Source organism: Sphingomonas sp. Sphisp66, assembly GCF_047324325.1.
GTDB lineage: Bacteria > Pseudomonadota > Alphaproteobacteria > Sphingomonadales > Sphingomonadaceae > Sphingomonas.
This window is the reverse complement of the sequence record NZ_CP168508.1, coordinates 1,537,660-1,556,865: the sequence shown is the minus strand read 5'-3', so window position 1 is coordinate 1,556,865 and position 19,206 is coordinate 1,537,660. Positions and strand designations below refer to the sequence as shown.

Annotated in this window: 15 protein-coding genes; 10 read left to right on the top strand and 5 right to left on the bottom strand. The window is 69.0% G+C overall.

Features of this window, described 5'->3' with window-relative positions; translation table 11 throughout:
• Positions 1–92: 92 nt before the first annotated feature.
• Complete coding sequence (locus ACEN8G_RS07590; RefSeq protein WP_413416269.1) at positions 93–2,525, bottom strand: membrane-bound PQQ-dependent dehydrogenase, glucose/quinate/shikimate family; 2,433 nt, start codon at positions 2,523–2,525, stop codon at positions 93–95.
• Positions 2,526–2,653: 128 nt separating this feature from the next.
• Here ACEN8G_RS07590 and ACEN8G_RS07585 point away from each other — a divergent pair, with 128 nt between their 5' ends.
• Positions 2,654–4,048, top strand: coding sequence for a leucyl aminopeptidase family protein (locus ACEN8G_RS07585; RefSeq protein WP_413416270.1), 1,395 nt, complete (start codon positions 2,654–2,656; stop codon positions 4,046–4,048).
• A 123-nt stretch (positions 4,049–4,171) separates the two neighbouring features.
• On the opposite strand, the gene ACEN8G_RS07580 is transcribed toward ACEN8G_RS07585, so the two are convergent.
• On the bottom strand, positions 4,172–5,209 hold the full coding sequence (locus ACEN8G_RS07580) for an alpha/beta hydrolase (protein WP_413416271.1): 1,038 nt from the start codon (positions 5,207–5,209) through the stop codon (positions 4,172–4,174).
• 59 nt (positions 5,210–5,268) lie between these two features.
• Entirely contained in the window at positions 5,269–7,197 is a 1,929-nt protein-coding gene (locus ACEN8G_RS07575; protein ID WP_413416272.1) for a putative bifunctional diguanylate cyclase/phosphodiesterase, read from the bottom strand.
• A gap of 149 nt (positions 7,198–7,346) precedes the next feature.
• Here ACEN8G_RS07575 and ACEN8G_RS07570 point away from each other — a divergent pair, with 149 nt between their 5' ends.
• Entirely contained in the window at positions 7,347–8,720 is a 1,374-nt protein-coding gene (locus tag ACEN8G_RS07570) for an MFS transporter (RefSeq protein ID WP_413416273.1), read from the top strand.
• Here ACEN8G_RS07570 and tpiA read toward each other — a convergent pair.
• A complete protein-coding gene (gene tpiA, locus ACEN8G_RS07565; protein ID WP_413416274.1) occupies positions 8,692–9,444 on the bottom strand; it encodes a triose-phosphate isomerase in 753 nt (250 codons plus the stop codon). The genes ACEN8G_RS07570 and tpiA overlap by 29 nt on opposite strands.
• A 121-nt stretch (positions 9,445–9,565) precedes the next feature.
• Between tpiA and ACEN8G_RS07560 the strand changes: the two genes are divergently transcribed.
• Positions 9,566–11,500, top strand: a complete 1,935-nt coding sequence (locus ACEN8G_RS07560; RefSeq protein WP_413416275.1) for a SurA N-terminal domain-containing protein — start codon at positions 9,566–9,568, stop codon at positions 11,498–11,500.
• 7 nt (positions 11,501–11,507) lie between these two features.
• The gene (trpE, locus tag ACEN8G_RS07555; protein ID WP_413416282.1) at positions 11,508–12,992 is read left to right on the top strand and encodes an anthranilate synthase component I; all 1,485 of its coding nucleotides are present in this window, start codon (positions 11,508–11,510) and stop codon (positions 12,990–12,992) included.
• Positions 12,993–13,146: 154 nt separating this feature from the next.
• Here the strand turns inward: trpE and ACEN8G_RS07550 are convergent, their stop codons facing one another.
• Positions 13,147–13,566: a hypothetical protein gene (locus tag ACEN8G_RS07550; RefSeq protein ID WP_307118800.1), complete on the bottom strand. Its 420-nt coding sequence runs from the start codon at positions 13,564–13,566 to the stop codon at positions 13,147–13,149.
• Between the two features lie 115 nt (positions 13,567–13,681).
• On the opposite strand from ACEN8G_RS07550, the gene ACEN8G_RS07545 reads away from it, so the two are divergent.
• The 6 genes from ACEN8G_RS07545 to trpC all read left to right on the top strand — a co-directional run bounded on the left by ACEN8G_RS07545 (position 13,682) and on the right by trpC (position 19,135).
• On the top strand, positions 13,682–14,434 hold the full coding sequence (locus ACEN8G_RS07545; protein ID WP_413416276.1) for a phosphodiester glycosidase family protein: 753 nt from the start codon (positions 13,682–13,684) through the stop codon (positions 14,432–14,434).
• 134 nt (positions 14,435–14,568) lie between these two features.
• The gene (locus ACEN8G_RS07540; RefSeq protein ID WP_307118798.1) at positions 14,569–15,153 is read left to right on the top strand and encodes an anthranilate synthase component II; all 585 of its coding nucleotides are present in this window, start codon (positions 14,569–14,571) and stop codon (positions 15,151–15,153) included.
• A 124-nt stretch (positions 15,154–15,277) separates the two neighbouring features.
• Positions 15,278–15,604 carry a hypothetical protein gene (locus tag ACEN8G_RS07535; protein ID WP_413416277.1) on the top strand — a complete coding sequence of 109 codons (327 nt, stop codon included), beginning with the start codon at positions 15,278–15,280 and terminating at the stop codon, positions 15,602–15,604.
• A gap of 166 nt (positions 15,605–15,770) precedes the next feature.
• Positions 15,771–17,306, top strand: coding sequence for a cation:proton antiporter (locus ACEN8G_RS07530; protein WP_413416278.1), 1,536 nt, complete (start codon positions 15,771–15,773; stop codon positions 17,304–17,306).
• Positions 17,307–17,354: 48 nt separating this feature from the next.
• Positions 17,355–18,347 (top strand): anthranilate phosphoribosyltransferase, encoded by a 993-nt coding sequence (gene trpD / locus ACEN8G_RS07525; RefSeq protein WP_413416279.1) that lies wholly within the window; start codon positions 17,355–17,357, stop codon positions 18,345–18,347.
• A complete protein-coding gene (trpC, locus tag ACEN8G_RS07520; RefSeq protein ID WP_413416280.1) occupies positions 18,347–19,135 on the top strand; it encodes an indole-3-glycerol phosphate synthase TrpC in 789 nt (262 codons plus the stop codon). The genes trpD and trpC overlap by 1 nt, the downstream gene beginning before the upstream one ends.
• The last annotated feature ends 71 nt before the right edge of the window (positions 19,136–19,206 follow it).

Genomic DNA, 19,206 nt, shown 5'->3' with positions numbered 1-19,206 from the left:
AAAACAGAAAAGGCCGGGCATCGAGCCCGACCTTTTCTAACCCACCCCTAGCCCCTCCCTTTCAGGGAGGGGAATATTGGGGAGCCAGGCCTCTACGGCAGCGCATAAGCCACCACCTCGTCGCCCACCGGCGTCTCCATGAAGTGATGCCCGCCGGCATAGATGACGAGATACTGCTTGCCGTTCGCCTCATAGGTGATCGGCGTGGCCTGGCCGCCTGCGGGCAGCACGGCCTTCCACAGCGTCTTGCCGGTCCTGAGGTCGATCGCGCGGATCAGGTTGTCCGTCGCGGCGGCCACGAAGATCAGCCCGCCGGCGGTGACCACCGAGCCGCCATTGTTCGGCGTGCCGATGCTCACCGGCAGCATCGAGGGGATGCCGAACGGGCCGTTGGTGCGCGCCTCGCCGAAGGGGCGGTCCCAGATCGTCTTGCCGCTCGCCATGTCGATCGCGCGGATCCCGCCATAGGGCGGCTGCTTGCAGAGCAGCCCGGTGAACGGCATCCGCCAGCCGGCATTGACGTTGATCGCATAGGGCGTGTTCGCCTGGGGATCGCCTGCCCCTTCCGCGCCGCCGATCCGGCCGCGGGCCTGGTCGCGCGGTGCCCAGCCGAGCTTGTCGGCCTCGGCCCGCGGGACGAGCCGGACATAGTTGGGCATGTCGTTGTAGTTGGCGACGATCACCCCGCGCTGCGGATCGACCGCGATGCCGCCCCAGTCGGTGCCGCCGTTATAGCCGGGATACTGGATCGAGTGGCGGCTGGCCTCGGGCGGGGTGAAGAAGCCCTTGTAGCTCGCCCGGCGGAACTGGATGCGGCAGAGCATCTGGTCGATCGGCGACATGCCCCACATGTCGCGCTCGGTCAGGTCGGGCTTGCGCAGACTATGCCAGAGCGAGACGCGCTGGGTGGCGGCGCGCTGCTGCGGCTCGACGCCGCCGCCAGGCACCTTCATCTCGCCTACGGGGGTGAGCGGCTGGCCGGTGCGGCGGTCGAGGATGTAGATGTCACCCTGCTTCGAGGGCAGCACCAGCGCCGGGGCGCCCTTGTAGTCGACCAGCGTGGCCTGGGCGCCGAAGTCGTAATCCCAGACGTCGTTGCGCACCGCCTGGAAGCGCCAGCGCGGTTTGCCGGTGGTCACGTCGAGCGCCACCAGCGAGGTGGCGTAGAAATTCTCCTCGGGGCGGCGGAGCGACGAGTAATAGTCGGCCGCGGCATTGCCCATCGGGAGGTAGACCAGCCCGAGCTGCTCGTCGCCCGAGGCGAGCGTCCACATGTTCGGCGTGCCGCGCGCCCATTCCTGGCCCGCGGGCGGCGCGCCATTCCAGCTCGGATGCATCATATCCCACGCCCAGCGCAATTGGCCGGTGACGACATCGAATCCCTGGATCACGCCAGACGGCGCCCAGCGGTCCTGCCCGTCGAGCACCTGGTGGCCGGTGACCAGCACGCCGCGGACGAGCGTGGGCGGCGAGTTGATCGAGACGAAGCCCGGCGGGACCTTGCCCATGCCCACCTTGGCATCGACCTGGCCATTTGCGCCGAAATCGGCGCAGGGCTTGCCGTTCTTCGCATCGACCGCGATCAGGCGCGCATCGAGCGTGCCCTCGATGATCCGGGTCGCGCAGGCCTGGTTGGCGGGCGCATTCGGCACGGCATAATAGACCACGCCGCGGCAGGCCGCGGTGTACGGGATCGCGTCGTCCGGCACCTTGGGATCGTATCGCCACTTCTCCATGCCGCTGGCGGCATCGAGCGCGATCAGGATGTTCTTGGGCGTGCAGACATAGAGGCTGTCACCGACCTTGAGCGGGGTGTTCTCCGCGCCATAGGTCTTCCGGATCATCGGCGAGCTGGGCAGGTCGCCGGTATGGGTGAGCCACACTTGCCTGAGCCTCGAGACGTTTGCCGGCGTGATCTGGACGAGTGGCGAATAGCGCCGCGCGCTGGTGGTGCCGCCATAGACCGGCCAGTCGGCCCCAGTCTGCTGGCCCGAGGGATCGAACATGCCCGCGGTGCCCGGTGACGGCAGGCCGGCAAGCACCGGGTTGGGCTGGCCTGCGGCGGCGGCCCAGAAGTTGATAATGCTAAGCACTAGTGTGACGGCGACACCGCCCAGCGCGAGGCGCCACTTGCCTGGCGCGGGGGTCAGGGTCGGCAGGATCAGGATCACGGCGATGGCCAGCACCACCGGAGCGATAACGCGGGGGACTTGCGCCCAGGGATTCGAACCGACCTCCCACCAGGCCCAAAGAACGCTGGAAATGACGATGGCGAGATAGAGCCAGCCGCCGCTCATCCTCCCGCGGACGAGCAGCACGCCCGACCAGAGCATCAGCGCACCGGTGACGAGATAGTAGAGCGAGCCGCCCAGCACGGCGAGCCAGGCGCCGCCGACCGCCAGCACCAGGCCGATCAGCGCGATCAGGCCGCCGACGACCGTCGCGGCGATGCTGCGCCGTCGCGGGGTGGGCTCCACCGGCTCGAGATAGGGGATACGTTCCCCCTCGTAGCGCGTGTCGGACATCGCCTGCTCCCTGTGGCCCACGGACCCTTCGGAAACCGGTTTCGAAACGAGACCGTTCCATTGTGAACGAAATTTCATGTTGTCCGTGGGGGCTAGCCCTCGCCTCGCCCATTACCTAGATCAATGCCATGTCTGATCCCAACACGCTCGTTCAGCCCGACAAGGGCCAGTCCGCCCGCACCATCCATGTGATCGACGCCAAGGGCTTCGACGCCTGGCTCGCCGCCCAGCCGCCGCGCCACCGCACCGCGGCCGCCGCGCAGAAGCTGGCGCCGAGCGCCTATTCGAGCGCGATCCTGCCCGGCGACGGCGCCGAGGACTGGTCGGTGGTGAGCGTGGTCGCCAATGCCGAGAAGCTCTCGGCCTGGTGCCTCGCCAAGCTCGCCGAGACGCTGCCCGAGGGCACCTACCGCGTCGAGGGCGTGGAGCCCGGCAAGGCGATCCATGGCTGGCTCGCCGCCCAGTACAAATTCGACGCCTACAAGAAGGACGAGAAGACCCCGACCGGCCCCCGCGTGCTGCTCACCGGCGATCCCGCGCGGATCGAGGAAGCGGTGCGCATGGCCAATGCCACCTACAAGCTGCGCGACCGGATCAACACCGGCGCCAACGACATGGGCCCGGCCGATCTCGAGGCCGCCGCTGCCGACCTGGTCAAGGCCTATGGCGGCCAGCTCACCGTGGTGAAGGGCGACGAGGTCGAAAAGGGCTATGGCCTGCTCTGGGCGGTCGGCAAGGCCGCCGGCAAGGGCCGCGAGCCGCGCCTGATCGAGATCGAGTGGGGCAATCCCGAGCATCCCAAGGTCGCGATCATCGGCAAGGGCGTGTGCTTCGATTCGGGCGGCCTCGACATCAAGCCGGCCGCCGGCATGCGGCTGATGAAGAAGGACATGGGCGGCGCGGCGCACGCGCTGGCCACCGCCGAGCTGATCATGTCCTCGCGCCTGCCGGTGCGACTGCACATGCTCGTCCCCGCGGTCGAGAATTCGATCAATGGCGAGGCGACCCGTCCGGGCGACATCATGCGCTCGCGCAAGGGCATCACGGTGGAGAACAGCAACACCGACGCCGAGGGTCGCCTGATCCTCGCCGACGCGCTGACCAAGACCGAGGAGAAGACCCCCGAGTTGGTGATCGACTATGCGACGCTGACCGGCGCCGCCCGCGTCGCGCTGGGTGCCGACCTGCAGGCGCTGTTCGCAAACGACGACACGCTGGCGAGCGAGCTGATGGCCGCGGCGGAGACCGAGGCGGATCCGATGTGGCGCCTGCCGCTCTACGATCCGTACAAGGAGATGCTGAAGTCCGACGTCGCCGACATGGTCAATGCGGCCGAGGCCCCGTTCGGCGGCGCGCTGACCGCGGCCTTGTTCCTCAAGGAGTTCGTGCCCGAGAAGGCGCAATGGGCGCATCTCGACATCTTCTGCTGGAACGGCAGCCACAAGCCGGGCCGCCCCAAGGGCGCCGAGGCGGTGAGCCTGCGCGCAGTGTGGAAGGTGCTGAAGGACCGGTACGGGCGGTAAGCGCCACCATCCCCTCCCCTTCAGGGGAGGGGTCGGGGGTGGGGCATGTATCTCACCGAGACTTTCGCTCGCGGACAGCCCCCACCCCAACCCCTCCCCTGAAGGGGAGGGGCTTTTGCATTCCTAAAACACCAGCGTCCGCGCGAAGAACGGCAGCAGCTCGGTGTAGATGCGGCCGTCTTCGCCCCAGTGGCGGTCGCCCCAGCCGCCGCGATATTCCTCCGCTTCATAGGGCACGCCGAACGCGTCCAGGGTTCGGGTGAAGGCCTGGAGCGAGACGATGTGATCGGCATTGGTGTCGCCCCGCCCCCAATCGAACATGAAGCCGCGCAGGCGCTTGAGATTGGCGGCGTGCGCGGGGACCTGGCGTTCGAGGAAGAAGCTGGCGTTGAGCTTCTCGGTCAGCGCCGGATCGACATCCAGCCTGCCGCCGACAAGCTTCGCCGGCGGATCGTAGAACAATGGTGCACGGGTCGCGTTCGGCAGATGCGCCTGGAAGATCGAGGTGAAGACCAGCGAGAAGCCGTCGCCGCGCAGGTCCTCAAACGCCTTCGCGTCCTGCAGCAGCTGCCAGTTGGGCCGCGAGAACATGGTCTGCAGCCCCGGCCCCGCGCCGATCGGGTGGAGCGCATAGACCGCGCCGAACACTTCCGGATGCCGCATCGCCAGCCGGATCGCGCCATGGCCACCCATCCGGTCGCCGGCAATGCCGCGCGAGCTGGATGATGTCAGGGTGCGATAGCGCCCGTCGACCCAGGCGATCAGCTCGCGGCTGATGAAGTCCTCCCAGTTCCCGGTGACGGGCGAGTTGACGTACCAGCTGCCGCCCGCCGGGGTGGTGCAATCGACCGTCACCACGATCACATCGCCGATCACGCCCTTCGCGATCGCCCGGTCGAGCAGCGCCTGCGCGCCGTTGTGGGCCCAGGGCGCGCGGTCGTCCTCGAAGAAGTTGGTGAGGTAATAGAGGACGGGGAAGCGCTTCGCCGGGGCCGCGGCATAGCCGTCGGGCAGGTAGACGGTGACGCTGCGCGTGCTGGGGATGCCAGAGGCATTGCCCCTGAGGCTGGTGGCGTCGATCCGCCCCTGCTCCAGCGTGCCGGCAAAGGCAGGCGTGGCGACCAGGGCGAGCAGGCAGGCGAACCAGGCGAGAAGCGGCATCGGACCCTCCCGTGAACCGCGTCATGCTATGTCGGGCGGGCGCCGTACGGAAGAGGCGCTCAGGCGGCGCTGGCGTCCCGCGTCGCGTCGATGTCCGCCGCGCACATCGGGTGGCCATAGAGATAGCCCTGCCCCATCGCACAGCCGAGCCGGGCGAGCGTTTCCGCAATCGCCGGCGACTCGATCCCCTCGGCCACCACCGGCAGCTCGAGCGTGGTGGCGAGCGCGATGATCGCCAGGATCAGCTTCAGCGCCTGGGGATCGCGGTCCATCGAAGTGACGAAGGACCGGTCGATCTTCAGCCGGTCGAACGGCAGCATCTGGAGGTGCTGGAGCGAGGAATAGCCGGTGCCGAAATCGTCCAGGGCGAGCTGGACGCCCTGGTTGCGGAGGGATTCGATCGCCTCCTGCGCGCTCTCGGCATCGACGATCAGCGCGTTCTCGGTGATCTCGATGGTGAGTAGCCGGGCCGGGAAACGCTCGCGGATCAGCACGCCGAGCAGCTTCTGGCTGAACCAGGGATCCTTGAGCTGGGTCGGTGAGACGTTGATCGCGATCGGCACCTCCCACTCGCGCGTCTCGCGGCAGGCGCGGCGCAGCAGGCGGAGCATCAGCGTGTCGATCAGCCCGCATTCCTCGGCGATCGGGATGAACAGCTCGGGGCCGATCTCAGCGCCATCGTCGCGGGCCCAGCGCGCGAGCAGCTCATAGCCGACAACCGCGCCGCTGCGCAGATCGACGATCGGCTGGTAATAAGGGACGAAGGCGTCGCGGTTCATCGCCTCGCGCATCTCGCGCTCGATCTCGGCACGCCTGCGGATCTCGGCATCGAGCATCGGCTCGAAGGCGCAGTGCTGGCCGCGGCCGAGATGCTTGGCCTTGTAGAGCGCGATGTCGGCGCGGCGCATCAGCGTGTCGAGGTCGAGCGCGTCCTGCGGATAGAGCGAGATGCCGACGCTGGCGCCGATATGATGGACGAGCTCCGGCCCCGAGAAGGGCTTGTGCATCGCATGGACGATGGCATGCGCGGTGCGGCGCGCGCCCTCGACATCGCCGCCGACGATCACCGCGAACTCGTCGCCGCCCAGCCGGTAGCTGGTCCCGCCGATGCCGACGACCGCGTCGAGCCGCGTCGCGACGTCGCGCAGCAACTGGTCGCCCGCGGGATGGCCGTGCACGTCGTTGATCGACTTGAAGCGGTCGAGATCGATGATCAGCAGGCCGAGCGGCGCGCCGTCGCCTTGCGGGGAGAGCCGGCGCTCCAGCGCCTCGGCCAGCGCCCGGCGATTGGGCAGGCCGGTGAGCGTATCGTGATAGGCGAGATCGTGCGCGCGCTGCTCGGCGCCCAGGGCACGCAGCTGCTCGGCCGCCATGTCCGAGCGCGAGGTCAGCACCTCGACGAAGCCGGCATGGTTGGTGCGCAGGATGCGCAGCACGACGAGCGCGACCAGCAGGATGTTGGCGCCGAGCCCGCGCAGGAACCAGTCGTCGGAGAAGACCAGGCAGATCGTGACCGGCATCGCCCCGAACAGCAGCACCGCCTGCCCGGCGCGGGGCACGGCCTGGAGGCAGTAGCAGCAGCTGATCGCGCCGATGAAGATGTAGAGCGCGATGCAAGCGCGGCGGATCAGATCGCCCTCGGCATAGAGCAGCAGCCCCCATCCGCCGAAGCCGAGGCTGAGCAGCATCGACACGACCACCGTGCCGCGCAGATAGTGCGGGATGTTCTCGGGCCGGGGCGTGAAGCTGCGCCGCTGCAACCAGAAGGTGGCGCGCACCGCCGAGAGCAGCGCCAGCGCCGCCGGCATGCCCAGGCTCCACCACGGGCTGACCGTGCCATAGGCGGCAAAGGCGAGGAATGCCGAATCGACGAACATCATCGCGTACATCAGCGGCACCTGCTTGCGCAGGGCGCGGAACTGCTCGACCAGAATCGCCTGATTCTGCTCGCTGTCGATGGGACCTGCGGGAAGCGGAAGCTTCGGCATATCCATTTATAGCGGCCCGGCGCGCCGCAGCCGGAACGACACCGCGTATTTTACGCAATTTCAGTAGATTACCGTATTCCTCCGGAATGGGCCGACCTGTGCCTTCGTCCAGCCTCCCCGTCGGCGCCGCGCTCTGCTACCGAGGGGCCATGGCGGCCAAGCATCCCAACCTCACCCTCACCGCCTGCATCCTCGCGTCGAGCCTGGCGTTCATCGACGGATCGGTGACCAATGTCGCGCTGCCGGCGATCGGCGCCGACCTGCACGCCACTCCGGCCGAGCTGCAATGGACGATCAACGCGTACATGCTGCCGCTCTCGGCGCTGCTGCTGATCGGCGGCGCGGCGGGGGATCATTTCGGGCGGCGCAAGCTGCTGGTGCTCGGCATCGCGCTGTTCACCATCGCATCGGTCGCCTGCGCCGTCGCCGCCGACCTGACGCTGCTGCTCGCGGCACGCGCGCTGCAGGGGATCGGCGCGGCGATCCTGCTGCCGAACAGCCTGGCGACTCTGGGGCATGCCTTTACCGGCGAGGCGCGCGGCAAGGCGATCGGCACCTGGGCCGGCGTGGGCGCAATCGCCGGTGCGGTCGGCCCGCCGCTCGGCGGCTGGCTGGTCGATGCGATCGGCTGGCGGGCGATCTTCTACGTCAACGTGCCGGTGGCGCTCGTCGCGATCGGGATCGCGCTCTTCTATGTCGAGGAAAGCGCCGAAGGGGATTTGCCGCTCGACCTGCCGGGCGCGCTGACCGCGACGCTGGCGCTGGGCGCGCTCACCTGGGCGCTGACGCTGTGGTCGAGCCACCATGCGATCGACGCGACCGTGGCGATCGGGCTCGCCGCCGGACTACTCGCCATCGGCCTGTTCCTGTGGGTCGAGCATCACCGCGGCAACCGTGCGATGATGCCGGTCGCGATGTTCGGCTCGCGCGCCTTTGCCGGGCTGACCCTGCTCACCTTCCTGCTCTACGGCGCCCTGGGGGGCGTGCTGCTGCTCCTGCCCTATGTGCTGATCCAGGCAGGCGGCTATTCAGCGCTGCATGCCGGTTTCGCGCTGCTGCCGATGCCGCTCGGCATGGGCATCGCCTCGCGAATCATGGGCCGGATCACCGCCAAGGTCGGCCCGCGCTGGCCGCTGACGATCGGGCCGATGATCGTCGCGATCGGCTTCGCGCTGCTGCTGCTCGTCGACGAGGACGCGCCCTATTGGACCTCGGTCTTCCCCGGCGCGCTGGCCATCGCGATCGGCATGGCCAGCGTCGCGGCGCCGCTGACCACCGCGGTGCTCGCCTCGGTCGACGAGACGCATACCGGCACCGCATCGGGCTTCAACAGCGCGATCGCGCGCACCGGCGGGCTTATCGCCACCGCCATCGCCGGCGCGGTGATCGCGGCGGCGGGCGAAGGGCTGGTCAGCGCCTTCCACATGGGCGCGCTGGTCGGCGCCGCCGCTGCCGCGCTCTCGGGGGTGACGGCGTTCCTCACCCTCGGCGAGGTCAGGAAACCGACGCCGCACCCTCGATGATCGGCACGAACTTCTCGGCGGTCAGGCTCGCGCCGCCGACCAGCGCGCCGTCGACATTGTCGAGCGCGAGGATCTGCGCGGCGTTCGCGCCGGTGACGGACCCGCCATAGAGAATGCGGACGCCCTCGGCCTTTTCCTCGCCGATCATCATGCGCAGCTTGGCGCGGAGGATCGCGTGCATCGAGGCGATCTCGTCGGGCGTCGGCGTCTTGCCGGTGCCGATCGCCCAGCGCGGCTCGTAGGCGAGGGTCAGCCAGCTCGGATCGGCATCGTCGGGCAGCGATTTCTCGATCTGCGACTGGACGATACGCTCGGCGCGGCCGGCGGCGCGCTCGGCCTCGAGCTCGCCGCAGCACAGGATCACCCTGAGCCCGTGCCGGTGCGCCGCCGCCGCCTTCATATAGGCGTCGTGGCTGGTCTCGTGCTGGTCGCCGCGGCGCTCGCTATGGCCGACGATGGTTAGGGTCGCCCCCTCCTCGACCAGCATCGGCGCGGAGATGCAGCCGGTATGCGCGCCCTTGTCGGCCTCGTGCAGGTCCTGCGCGCCGATCGGCAGCGCGCCGGCCACCTGCGCGGCGGGGTGGATCAGCGTGTAGGGCACGCAGAGCGCGGCATCGACCGAGGGATTCGCAGCGGCGGCCGCCGCGATCGCCTCGATCTCCGGCAGCTGCGCGCGCAGCCCGTGCATCTTCCAGTTCCCCGCCACCAGCTTGCGCCGCATCACCCCAACCTCCTGTTTTGTTTGTTTCGTCGGCGGATAGCAGGCAGACGCGTTCGCACAAGCTTGATGGGCGCGAACTAGCGCCCTAAAGCACCGGGCAAACCATTCCAACGATCGGCCCTTCATGCTCAGCTTCTTCCGCAATTTCACCAAGTCGCGCTACGGCCTGATCGCGGTGTTCCTGTTCTTCGGGCTCATCGTGATCGCCTTTGCCGCGGGCGACATCACCGGCATCCGCAACGGCGCCTCCGGCGCGTCGAGCAGCACGCTGGCGACGGTGGGCGGGCAGAAGATCTCCGACACCGAGGTGAAGGACCGGATCGAGCGCTTCCTGCGCAGCCTGCAGCAGCAGGGCCAGACGGTGACGATGGAGCAGTTCCTCGGCCAGGGCGGTCTCGACATCGCGATCGACGAGATGATCAACCAGGCCGCGCTGGTGGAGTTCGCCCGCAAGTCCGGCATGCAGGTGTCGAAGAAGCTGATCGACACCGACATCGCCAGCAACCCGAGCTTCGCCGGCATCGACGGCAAGTTCAGCCAGCAGGCCTTCGAGAAGCTGCTCGCCGACAACCGCATCGCCCCCGCCACCTTCCGCGAGAGCATGCTGCGCGAGCGCTATGGCAACTGGCTGGTCAACCGCGCCACGATCGGCACCGACGTGCCCAACGGCGTGGTCGCCCCCTATGCATCGCTGCTGCTCGAGCGCCGCATGGGCGTGGTCGGCATGATCAACACCGCGCAGATGGACCCGGGCCCCGACCCCGACGACAAGGCGCTCAACGCCTATTATGTCAGCCACCGCGCCCGCTACCTCGTCCCGCAGCGCCGCGCCGTCCGCTTTGCGACGGTGTCGATCGACCAGATCCGCGCGCAGCAGACCGCGACCGAGGCCGAGGTCGCCGACGCCTACAAGAAGGCCGGCGCTCGCTATGCCGCGACCGAGAAGCGCAATGTGCGCCAGCTCGTCGTGCTCGACCAGGCGACCGCCAACAAGATCGCCGGCGAAGTGAAGGGCGGCAAGGCGCTGGCCGCCGCTGCCCAGCAGGCAGGCCTCGAGCCCAGCAACTTCGAAGGCATCCAGAAGCCCGAACTGGCCCGCCAGACCACCGCCGGGGTTGCCGACGCCGCCTTCGCCGCGGCGCAGGGCGGCGTGGTCGGGCCGATCAAGTCGTCGCTCGGCTACCATATCCTGGTGGTCGAGAAGATCGAGCAGATCGCGGCCAAGTCGCTCGACCAGGCCCGTGAGGAGCTGTCGACCGAGATCACCCAGCGCAAGACCGCCGAGGCCCTGGCTGCACTCCGCCAGAAGATCGAGGACGGCGTGGGCGACGGCAAGAACTTCGCCGAGCTGCTGGCCGACGCCAAGCTGGCCGCGCAGGTCACCCCGGCGCTGACTGCCACGGGCACCGATCCGGACAATGAGGCGTACAAGCCCGATCCGGCGATCGTCGCGATCATGCGCGGCGGCTTCGCGATGGAGAATGTCGGCGACGAGCCGCAGATCGTCCAGACCTCGCCCGAAGGCGCCTTCGCGGTGCTGACGCTCGACAAGGTCGTTCCGGCCGCCCCGCGCGAGCTCGCCAGCATCCGCGACAAGGTGAAGACCGACTATCTGGTCGACAAGGCGCTGGAAAAGGCCAAGGCCGCCGCCACCGCCGTGGTCGCCGCGCTCGACAAGGGCGTGCCGATGGACAAGGCCCTTGCCGATGCCGGCGCGAAGGGCCCGCCGCCCAAGCCGTTCGATTTCAAGCGCCAGGAAATCGCGGACAAGGAGCAGTTCATCAAGATGGCCTTCAGCATGCAGCCGAAGAAGGCCCGCCTGCTCGAAGCGCCCGATCGCAAGGGCTATTACGTCGTGCTGCTCAATGCGGTGGAGCCGCATGACGCCTCGGGCAACGCCGAAGCGATGGCCGGGATGCGCAATGCGCTGACCCAGCAGATCCCCGCGGAATATGCCCGCGAGTTCATCCGCGCGATCCGCAACGACGTGAAGGTCACCCGCAACGAAGCGGCGATCGCCCGCCTGCGCGCGGACCTGACCCGCCAGGGCGTCCGCTAAGCACGTGATCGAGGGTCTGGAAGCCGCCCGCGCGGCAAATGCCGCCGGGCGGCCGGCGCTGCTCTGGCGGCGCCAGATCGCGGACACGGAGACCCCGGTCGCCGCCGCGCTGAAGCTGATCGAGCCGGGCCGCGGCGATTTCCTGCTCGAATCGGTCGAGGGCGGATCGGTCCGCGGGCGCCACAGCCTGATCGGCCTCGCCCCCGACCTGGTCTTCCGGGCGACCGGCAACGAAGCGGCGATCAACGCCGAATGGCTGACCGACCGTCACGCCTTCAAGCCGTGCGCCGAGCCCGCGCTCGACGCGCTGCGGGCGCTGGCCGGGCGCTGCCGCACCGAGGTGCCGCCCGAGCTGCCCAAGGCGCTCGCCTGCCTGGTCGGCTATTTCAGCTACGAGACGGTCGGGCTGGTCGAGAAGCTGCCGCGCCCGCCCGAGAACCCGATCGGCGTGCCCGACATGATGTTCGTGCGCCCGACGGTGGTGCTGGTGTTCGACCGGCTCGCCGATGCGCTGTTCCTCGTCGCGCCGGTATGGCCTGACGGCGATGTCGACCTGTCCGCCGAGCGGATCGAGGCGGTGGCGGCCCAGCTCGCCAGCGCCCCCCTGCCCGCACCGGTGCGCGCCGAGCCGGCAGCGGTGGAGCTCACCCCGGCGCTGCGCCCCGGCCGCTATGGCGAGATGGTCGCGGCGGCGAAGGAGTATATCTCCGCCGGCGACATCTTCCAGGTGGTGCTGGCCCAGCGCTTCACCACCCCGTTCGCGCTACCGCCCTTCGAGCTGTATCGCGCGCTGCGGCGGATCAACCCCTCGCCTTTCCTCTACCATCTCGACCTTCCCGGCTTCGCGCTGACCGGATCGAGCCCCGAGATCCTGGTGCGGGTGCGCGACAACGAAGTCACGATCCGGCCCATCGCCGGCACCCGTCCGCGCGGCAAGACCGCGGCGGAGGACGAGGAGAACCGCGCCAGCCTGCTCGCCGATCCGAAGGAATGCGCCGAGCATCTGATGCTGCTCGACCTGGGCCGCAACGATGTCGGCCGGGTGGCGGAAGCGGGCAGCGTGAAGGTGACCGACAGCTACACGGTCGAGTTCTACAGCCACGTCATGCACATCGTCTCGAACGTGGTCGGCAAGCTGGCGCCGGGGAAGGACGCGCTCGACGCGCTGTTCGCGGGCTTCCCGGCCGGCACGGTGAGCGGCGCACCCAAGGTGCGGGCGTGCGAGATCATCGCCGAGCTCGAGCAGGAGACGCGCGGGCCCTATGCCGGCGGCGTCGGCTATTTCTCGCCCGACGGTTCGATGGACAGCTGCATCGTGCTGCGCACCGCGCTGGTGAAGGACGGGGTGATGCACGTCCAGGCCGGCGCGGGGATCGTCGCGGACAGCGTGCCGGAATATGAGCAGCGGGAGTGCGAGGCCAAGGCGGGGGCGCTGTTCGCGGCTGCGCGCGAAGCGGTGCGGCAGGCCGGGGAAGCGGGCTTCGGGCAATAGCCAGTTAAATCCTCCCTCGCGCAGCGGAGGAGGTGGCGCGCGCAGCGCGACGGAGGGGGCGGTTCGGCAAGCGATCCGCTCGCGGCCAAGCCCCCTCCACCACTCGCTTCGCGAGCGGTCCCCCTCCCCGCTTCGCGAGGGAGGAGCTAGGACCTCAAGGAATCGCGGCGTCCTTGGCCTTCTGCTCCAGGCGCTCCTGATACCATTGGCGGATCGCGGCGCGGGTGCAGCCGGTCTGGCCGCCGGTGCCCACCGGCGAGCAGCTGTTCGGCAGGCCGGCGCGATTGACTTCCTCGACCATCTCGACCCGGTTGGTCCAGGCCTGCGACGCGGCATCGTCCTTGCGCTGGTTCCGGAATTCCTTGGGGATGCGATAGGGCGATTCGCCGCCATTGGCGCAGACCACGATCTCGTCCTCGTTCTGCGGCTTGGGGCATTCCTCCTGGCCGTAGAGCAGGATGCTGCGCACCCGCTTGGGCGGGCCGCTCTGGTCGGCATCCTGGGACTGCTTGCTGTCCTGCGCGATGGCGGGACCGGCGAGCAGCGCGGCAGCGACGAGCAAACGAACGATCATGAACACTCCTTCTGGCGTAACAACGCCCCTCGCCGCTGGACGTGCCGCCCCACTGTGGCAAGCCCAAGGCACGGGCATGGCTTGCGTGAACGCCTTTTCATCCTAAGTGGCAGCCATGATCCGGCCGATCGCCGTTGCCGGCGCCTTCCTGACTCTGACCGCCTGCGCCTCCAACGGGGGCGTCGATGACGCCTGCCGCAAGATCAGCTTCGAGGGCACCAGCTTCACCGTCTGCCGCGCCGATCCGCAGAAGCACGACCTGATGCTGGTCGACAAGGGCGCCGACGGACGCCCGATGCGCGACTTCACCGGGCTCCAGCCGCGGCTGGGCGAGCGCTATCCGCGCATCGCCTTCGCGATGAACGCCGGCATGTTCGACGCGGCCGGTCTGCCGATCGGCTATTATGTCGAGGACGGGGCCGAGCAGAAATCGCTCAACCGCCGGCCTGGCCCGGGCAATTTCCACATGCAGCCGAACGGCGTATTCTGGGGCGACGCCAAGGGCTGGCACGTCGCCACCACCGATGATTTCGCCGCCAACAAGCCCGATCATGTCCGCTTCGCCACCCAGTCCGGTCCGATGCTGCTGATCAACGGCAAGCTCCACCCCAGGCTGGCCGAGAACGGCACCTCGCTCCAGATCCGCAACGCGGTGGGTGTCGGGCTGAACGGCAGCGCCTGGTTCGCGATCAGCAACGAGGCCGTCTCGTTCGGCCGCTTCGCCCGCCTGTTCCGCGACAAGCTCGCCGCACCCGATGCGCTCTATCTCGACGGCGCCGTCTCGCGCCTCTGGGACCCCGTCTCGGACCGGCTCGACGGCGGTGCGCCGATCGGGCCGATCGTGGTGGCGCTGCAGCGCAAGAATTGACCGTCACTCCACTCCCTTCCCGTGATCCCCGCGCAGGCGGGGATCCAGAGCCAAGCAGGGCGTCGCCTTGTTACCCTGGATTCCCCGCCTTCGCGGGGATGACGAAGAAGAATAGGCCAGCTAAGGCTTTCGCCATGATCCTCGTCATCGACAATTACGACAGCTTCACCTGGAACCTGGTCCACTATCTGATGGAGCTGGGCACCGAAGTGCAGGTGGTGCGCAACGATGCGCTCAGCGCGCGCGACGCGGTCGCCAGCAATGCCCAGGCCTTCCTGATCTCGCCCGGCCCCTGCACCCCCAACGAGGCGGGGATCAGCCTCGACCTGGTCGCCGCCTGCGCCGACCTGAAGAAGCCTCTTCTCGGCGTGTGCCTGGGCCATCAGGCGATCGGCCAGCATTTCGGCGGCTCGGTGGTGCGCGGCGGGCTGATGCACGGCAAGACCAGCCCGGTGAGCCATGACGGGACCGGCCTGTTCGAGGGGCTCCCCTCGCCCTTCACCGCGACACGCTATCACTCGCTGATCGTCACCGACATTCCCGACGATCTGGCCGTCAACGCCACTGCCGATGACGCGCACGTGATGGGTTTCCGGCACAAGGAGCTGCCGATCCACGGCGTGCAGTTCCATCCGGAGAGCATCGCCACCGAGCATGGCCATGCGATGCTGGCCAACTTCCTCAGGCTCGCCGGGATCGAGGCGCACGCGCTGGCCTGAATCTGCCAGGGCGCCTGAACCTGCAAAGCTTTGCGACAATTTCGGTCGCGCGGTGACATAGCCGCGCGACCTCTCGCCGCCATTTCTCCGGCATGGCCCGATCCCGGGCCGGATGGAGACTGCAATGAACCACAAGCTGCAGCTGGTCGCCGCGACGCTGGCGGGGGTGCTGGTCACGGTGGCCGCGGGCGGCATCGCCTTTGCCGGCATGGACCATGGCGGGCTGGGCCGCTTCGCCCGCGCCGATGCCAATGGCGACGGCACGATCACCCGCGCCGAATGGATCGCGGCGGCCAATGCCCGCTTCGACAAGCTCGACACCAATCACGACGGCAAGCTGATCGTCGGCGAGATCCCGCCGCCACCGCCGCATGGGCGGCACCACGGGCCGCGCGGCTTGGATGGGCCGGAGGATGGGCCGAGGGCCGTGCAGCCAGGGAATGCGAACTGATTCCCTCTCCCTTCCAAGGGAGAGGGAGGGAGCCGACAAAGTCGGCGGAAGGGTGAGGGTGAACGCGGAAGCGCCAAGCCTGGTCCGCTGCCCCTCACCCGGCTCGGCTTCGCCTCGCCACCCTCTCCCGTAGACGGGAGAGGGTTTTACCCGCTAGCCTCCGCGGATGAGCTTCTTCGAGAGCCTCGTCGCGCTGCTCGCGCTGGCGGTCCTGCTGCTGCAGGTGTCGCGGCGCACGCCGATTCCCTATCCGACGATGCTCGCCGCCGCCGGCGTGGTCGTCGCGCTGATCCCCGGCGCGCCCGACATCACGCTGGACGGCCATACCGCGATGGCGCTGTTCATCGCCCCGGTGCTGCTCGATGCCGCCTTCGACTTCCCGCTGTCGGCGATCCGCCGGCTGTGGCGCCCGCTGATCGCGCTAGCGGTGGTCGCGGTGCTTATCACCACCGCGGTGGTCGCCTGGATCGGCTGGCATTTCGCCGGCCTGCCGATCGCCGCCGCGATCGCGCTCGGCGCCATCGTCGCTCCGCCCGATGCCGCCGCGGCCACCACCGTGCTGCAATCGGCCAAGCTGCCGCGCGGCACCGTCCAGGTGCTCACCGGCGAGAGCCTGCTCAACGATGCCACCGCCCTGCTCCTGTTCGGGGCCGCGCTGGCGGTGCAGAGCCATGGCGGGATCGACGCGATGGTCGCCACCCGCCTCAGCCTCGCGGTGCCCGGCGGTATCGCGCTCGGCCTGTTCTGCGGCTGGGCGATGGGCAAGGTGATGCCCTTCACCCGCGGCTCGTTCGGCGGCAACCTGTTCGAGTTCGTCAACACCTTCATCGCCTGGATCCTGGCGGAGCGGCTCGGCCTGTCCGCCGTGCTCTGCGTGGTGACCTGCGCGATGTACGTCGCCAATTCGCCCGCGGTGCCGATCAACGCGCGCAACCGCGTCCAGTCCTTCGCGGTGTGGGGCGTGGCGGTGTTCGTGCTCAACGTCGTCGCCTTCCTGCTGATGGGCATGCAGGTGCGCCAGATCGTCGCGGGCATGGGCGCCGACCGGCTGGGCGACGCGGCGCGCTTCGCGGGGCTGGTGGTGCTCGGGGTGATCGCCACGCGCATGGCCTGGTCGGTGGGGTACAACATCCTCGTCCGCACCTTTCCGATGCTGCGCGGCGATGCGAAGCCGGTGAGCTTCGCCCAGAGCGTGGTGGTCGGCTGGTGCGGGATGCGCGGGCTGGTGACGCTCGCCACCGCCATGGCGCTGCCGCATGACTTCCCCCAGCGCGACCTGATCGTCCTGTCCGCCTTCGCCGTGGTGCTGGCGACTCTGGTGCTGCAGGGTCTCACCCTCTCGCCGCTGATCCGGCTGCTCGGGCTGGCCGGCAAGGGCGATGGCGAGGAACTGCTCGACAAGGCCCGTCGCAAGCTTGCCGAGGCAGCACTCGCCGCGCTGGAAGGCGAGCAGGGCAAGGTCGCCGACGAGACCCGGCGCCAGTTCGAGATCGACCGCAACGGCGCCGACAATATCTGCCCCGAATTCGACGCCCGCCAGCGCCTCCGCCTCGCGGCCATCGCCGCCCAGCGCGACAAGCTCGACGAGCTGCGCGACAGCGACGTGATCGGCCAGGACCTGTACGAGCAGCTCCAGGAGGAACTCGACTGGCGCGACCTGGCGATCAGCCCGGAAGGGCGGCGGCTGATCGAGGCGGGCTAAAGCAGGATTTGCTCGACTTCGGGTTATCCGAATTCGATAGAGGCCCGCGTGACGACCTTCACTCTCCTCCCCGATCCCGCGAGCCCGCTCACGCGCGAGTCCGCCGCCCAGGCCTTTGCCGACATCCTCGACGGCAATGTCCCCGAGCCGGAGATCGAGCGCTTCCTGATCGACCTGTCGGTGCGCGGCGAGACCAGCATCGAGATCGCCGAGGCCGCCCGGGCGATGCGCGCGCGGCTGATCCCGGTCACTGCCCCCGAAGGCGCGATCGACGTGTGCGGCACCGGCGGCGACGGGCATCACACGCTCAACGTCTCGACCGCGGTGAGCCTGGTCGTGGCCGCCGCCGGCGTGCCGGTCGCCAAGCATGGCAACCGCGCCGCCTCGTCCAAATCGGGCGCAGCGGACACGCTGGAGGCGCTCGGCCTCGATCTCGACCGGGCCGGCGCGCGGGCCGAGGAGAGCCTGCACGAGCTCGGCATCGCCTTTCTCTTCGCCCAGGCGCACCATCCCTCGATGGCGCGGATCGGGCCGCTGCGCCGCCGCATCGGCCGCCGCACCATCTTCAACCTGATGGGCCCGCTCGCCAATCCGGCACATGTCCGCCGCCAGCTGATCGGCATCGCCCGCCCCGACTATGCCCCGATCTATGCCGAGGCGCTGGAGCAGCTCGGCGTCGAAGCCGCCGCGATCGTCTCGGGCGAGGAAGGGCTGGACGAGCTCTCGACCGAGCATGCCAGCGTGGTGGTGAGCGTCGGCAGCTCGGGGCTCCCTTCGCGGATCACTCCCGAGGATGCCGGCCTGCCCCGCCATCCGCTCAGCGCGATCCGCGGCGGCGGCCCGGAATACAACGCGCTGGCGCTGCGCCGCCTGCTCGAGGGCGAGCCGGGTCCCTATCGCGACGCGGTGCTGCTCAACGCCGCCGCCGCGCTCGTCATCGCCGGCGAGGCCGCCGATCTGCGCGAAGGCGCCGAGGAAGCGGCCGAGACGATCGACAAGGGCCTTGCCAAGGCGCTGCTCGACTGCTGGATCGCCTTTTGATGAGCACCATCCTCGATACCATCATCGCCACCAAGCATGGCGAAGTCGCTACTCGCCGCAAGGCGACCCCGGTGAGCGACCTACACGCGCTCGCCCTCACCCGCACGCCGCCGCGCGGCTTCAAGGCCGCGCTCGACGCCAAGGCCGCGGCCGGCGGCTATGGCCTGATCGCCGAGATCAAGAAGGCCAGCCCGTCCAAGGGCCTGATCCGTGCCGATTTCGATCCCCCGGCCCATGCCCGCGCCTATCAGGCCGGCGGCGCCGCCTGCCTCTCGGTGCTGACCGACCTGGAGTATTTCCAGGGGCACGAAGACTATCTGATCGCCGCGCGCGCCGCCTGCGACCTGCCGGTGATCCGCAAGGACTTCATGGTCGATCCCTGGCAGGCACTCGAATCGCGTGCGATCGGGGCGGACGCGATCCTGATCATCGTCGCCGCGCTGGAAGACGCGCAGATGGCCGAGATCGAGGACGCCGCGCTCGGCCTCGGCATGGACGTGCTGGTCGAGGTCCACGACGCCGAGGAACTGGAGCGCGCGCTGAAGCTGCGCTCGCGGCTGATCGGGGTGAACAACCGCAATCTCAAAACCTTCGAGGTCGATGTCCAGAAGACCTACGACCTGGTCGGCCAGGCGCCGAAGGACTGCACCTTCGTGGCGGAGTCGGGCCTGAACAGCCGCGCCGACCTCGATGCGATGGCCGCGCACGATATCCGCTGCTTCCTGGTCGGCGAGTCCCTCATGCGGCAGGACGATGTCGAGGCCGCAACCCGGGCGCTGGTAGGATGAGGGGGATGTGGGTCTCACTCCCCCTCACCCTTCCGCCGACTTCGTCTGCTCCCTCCCTCTCCCACAAGGGG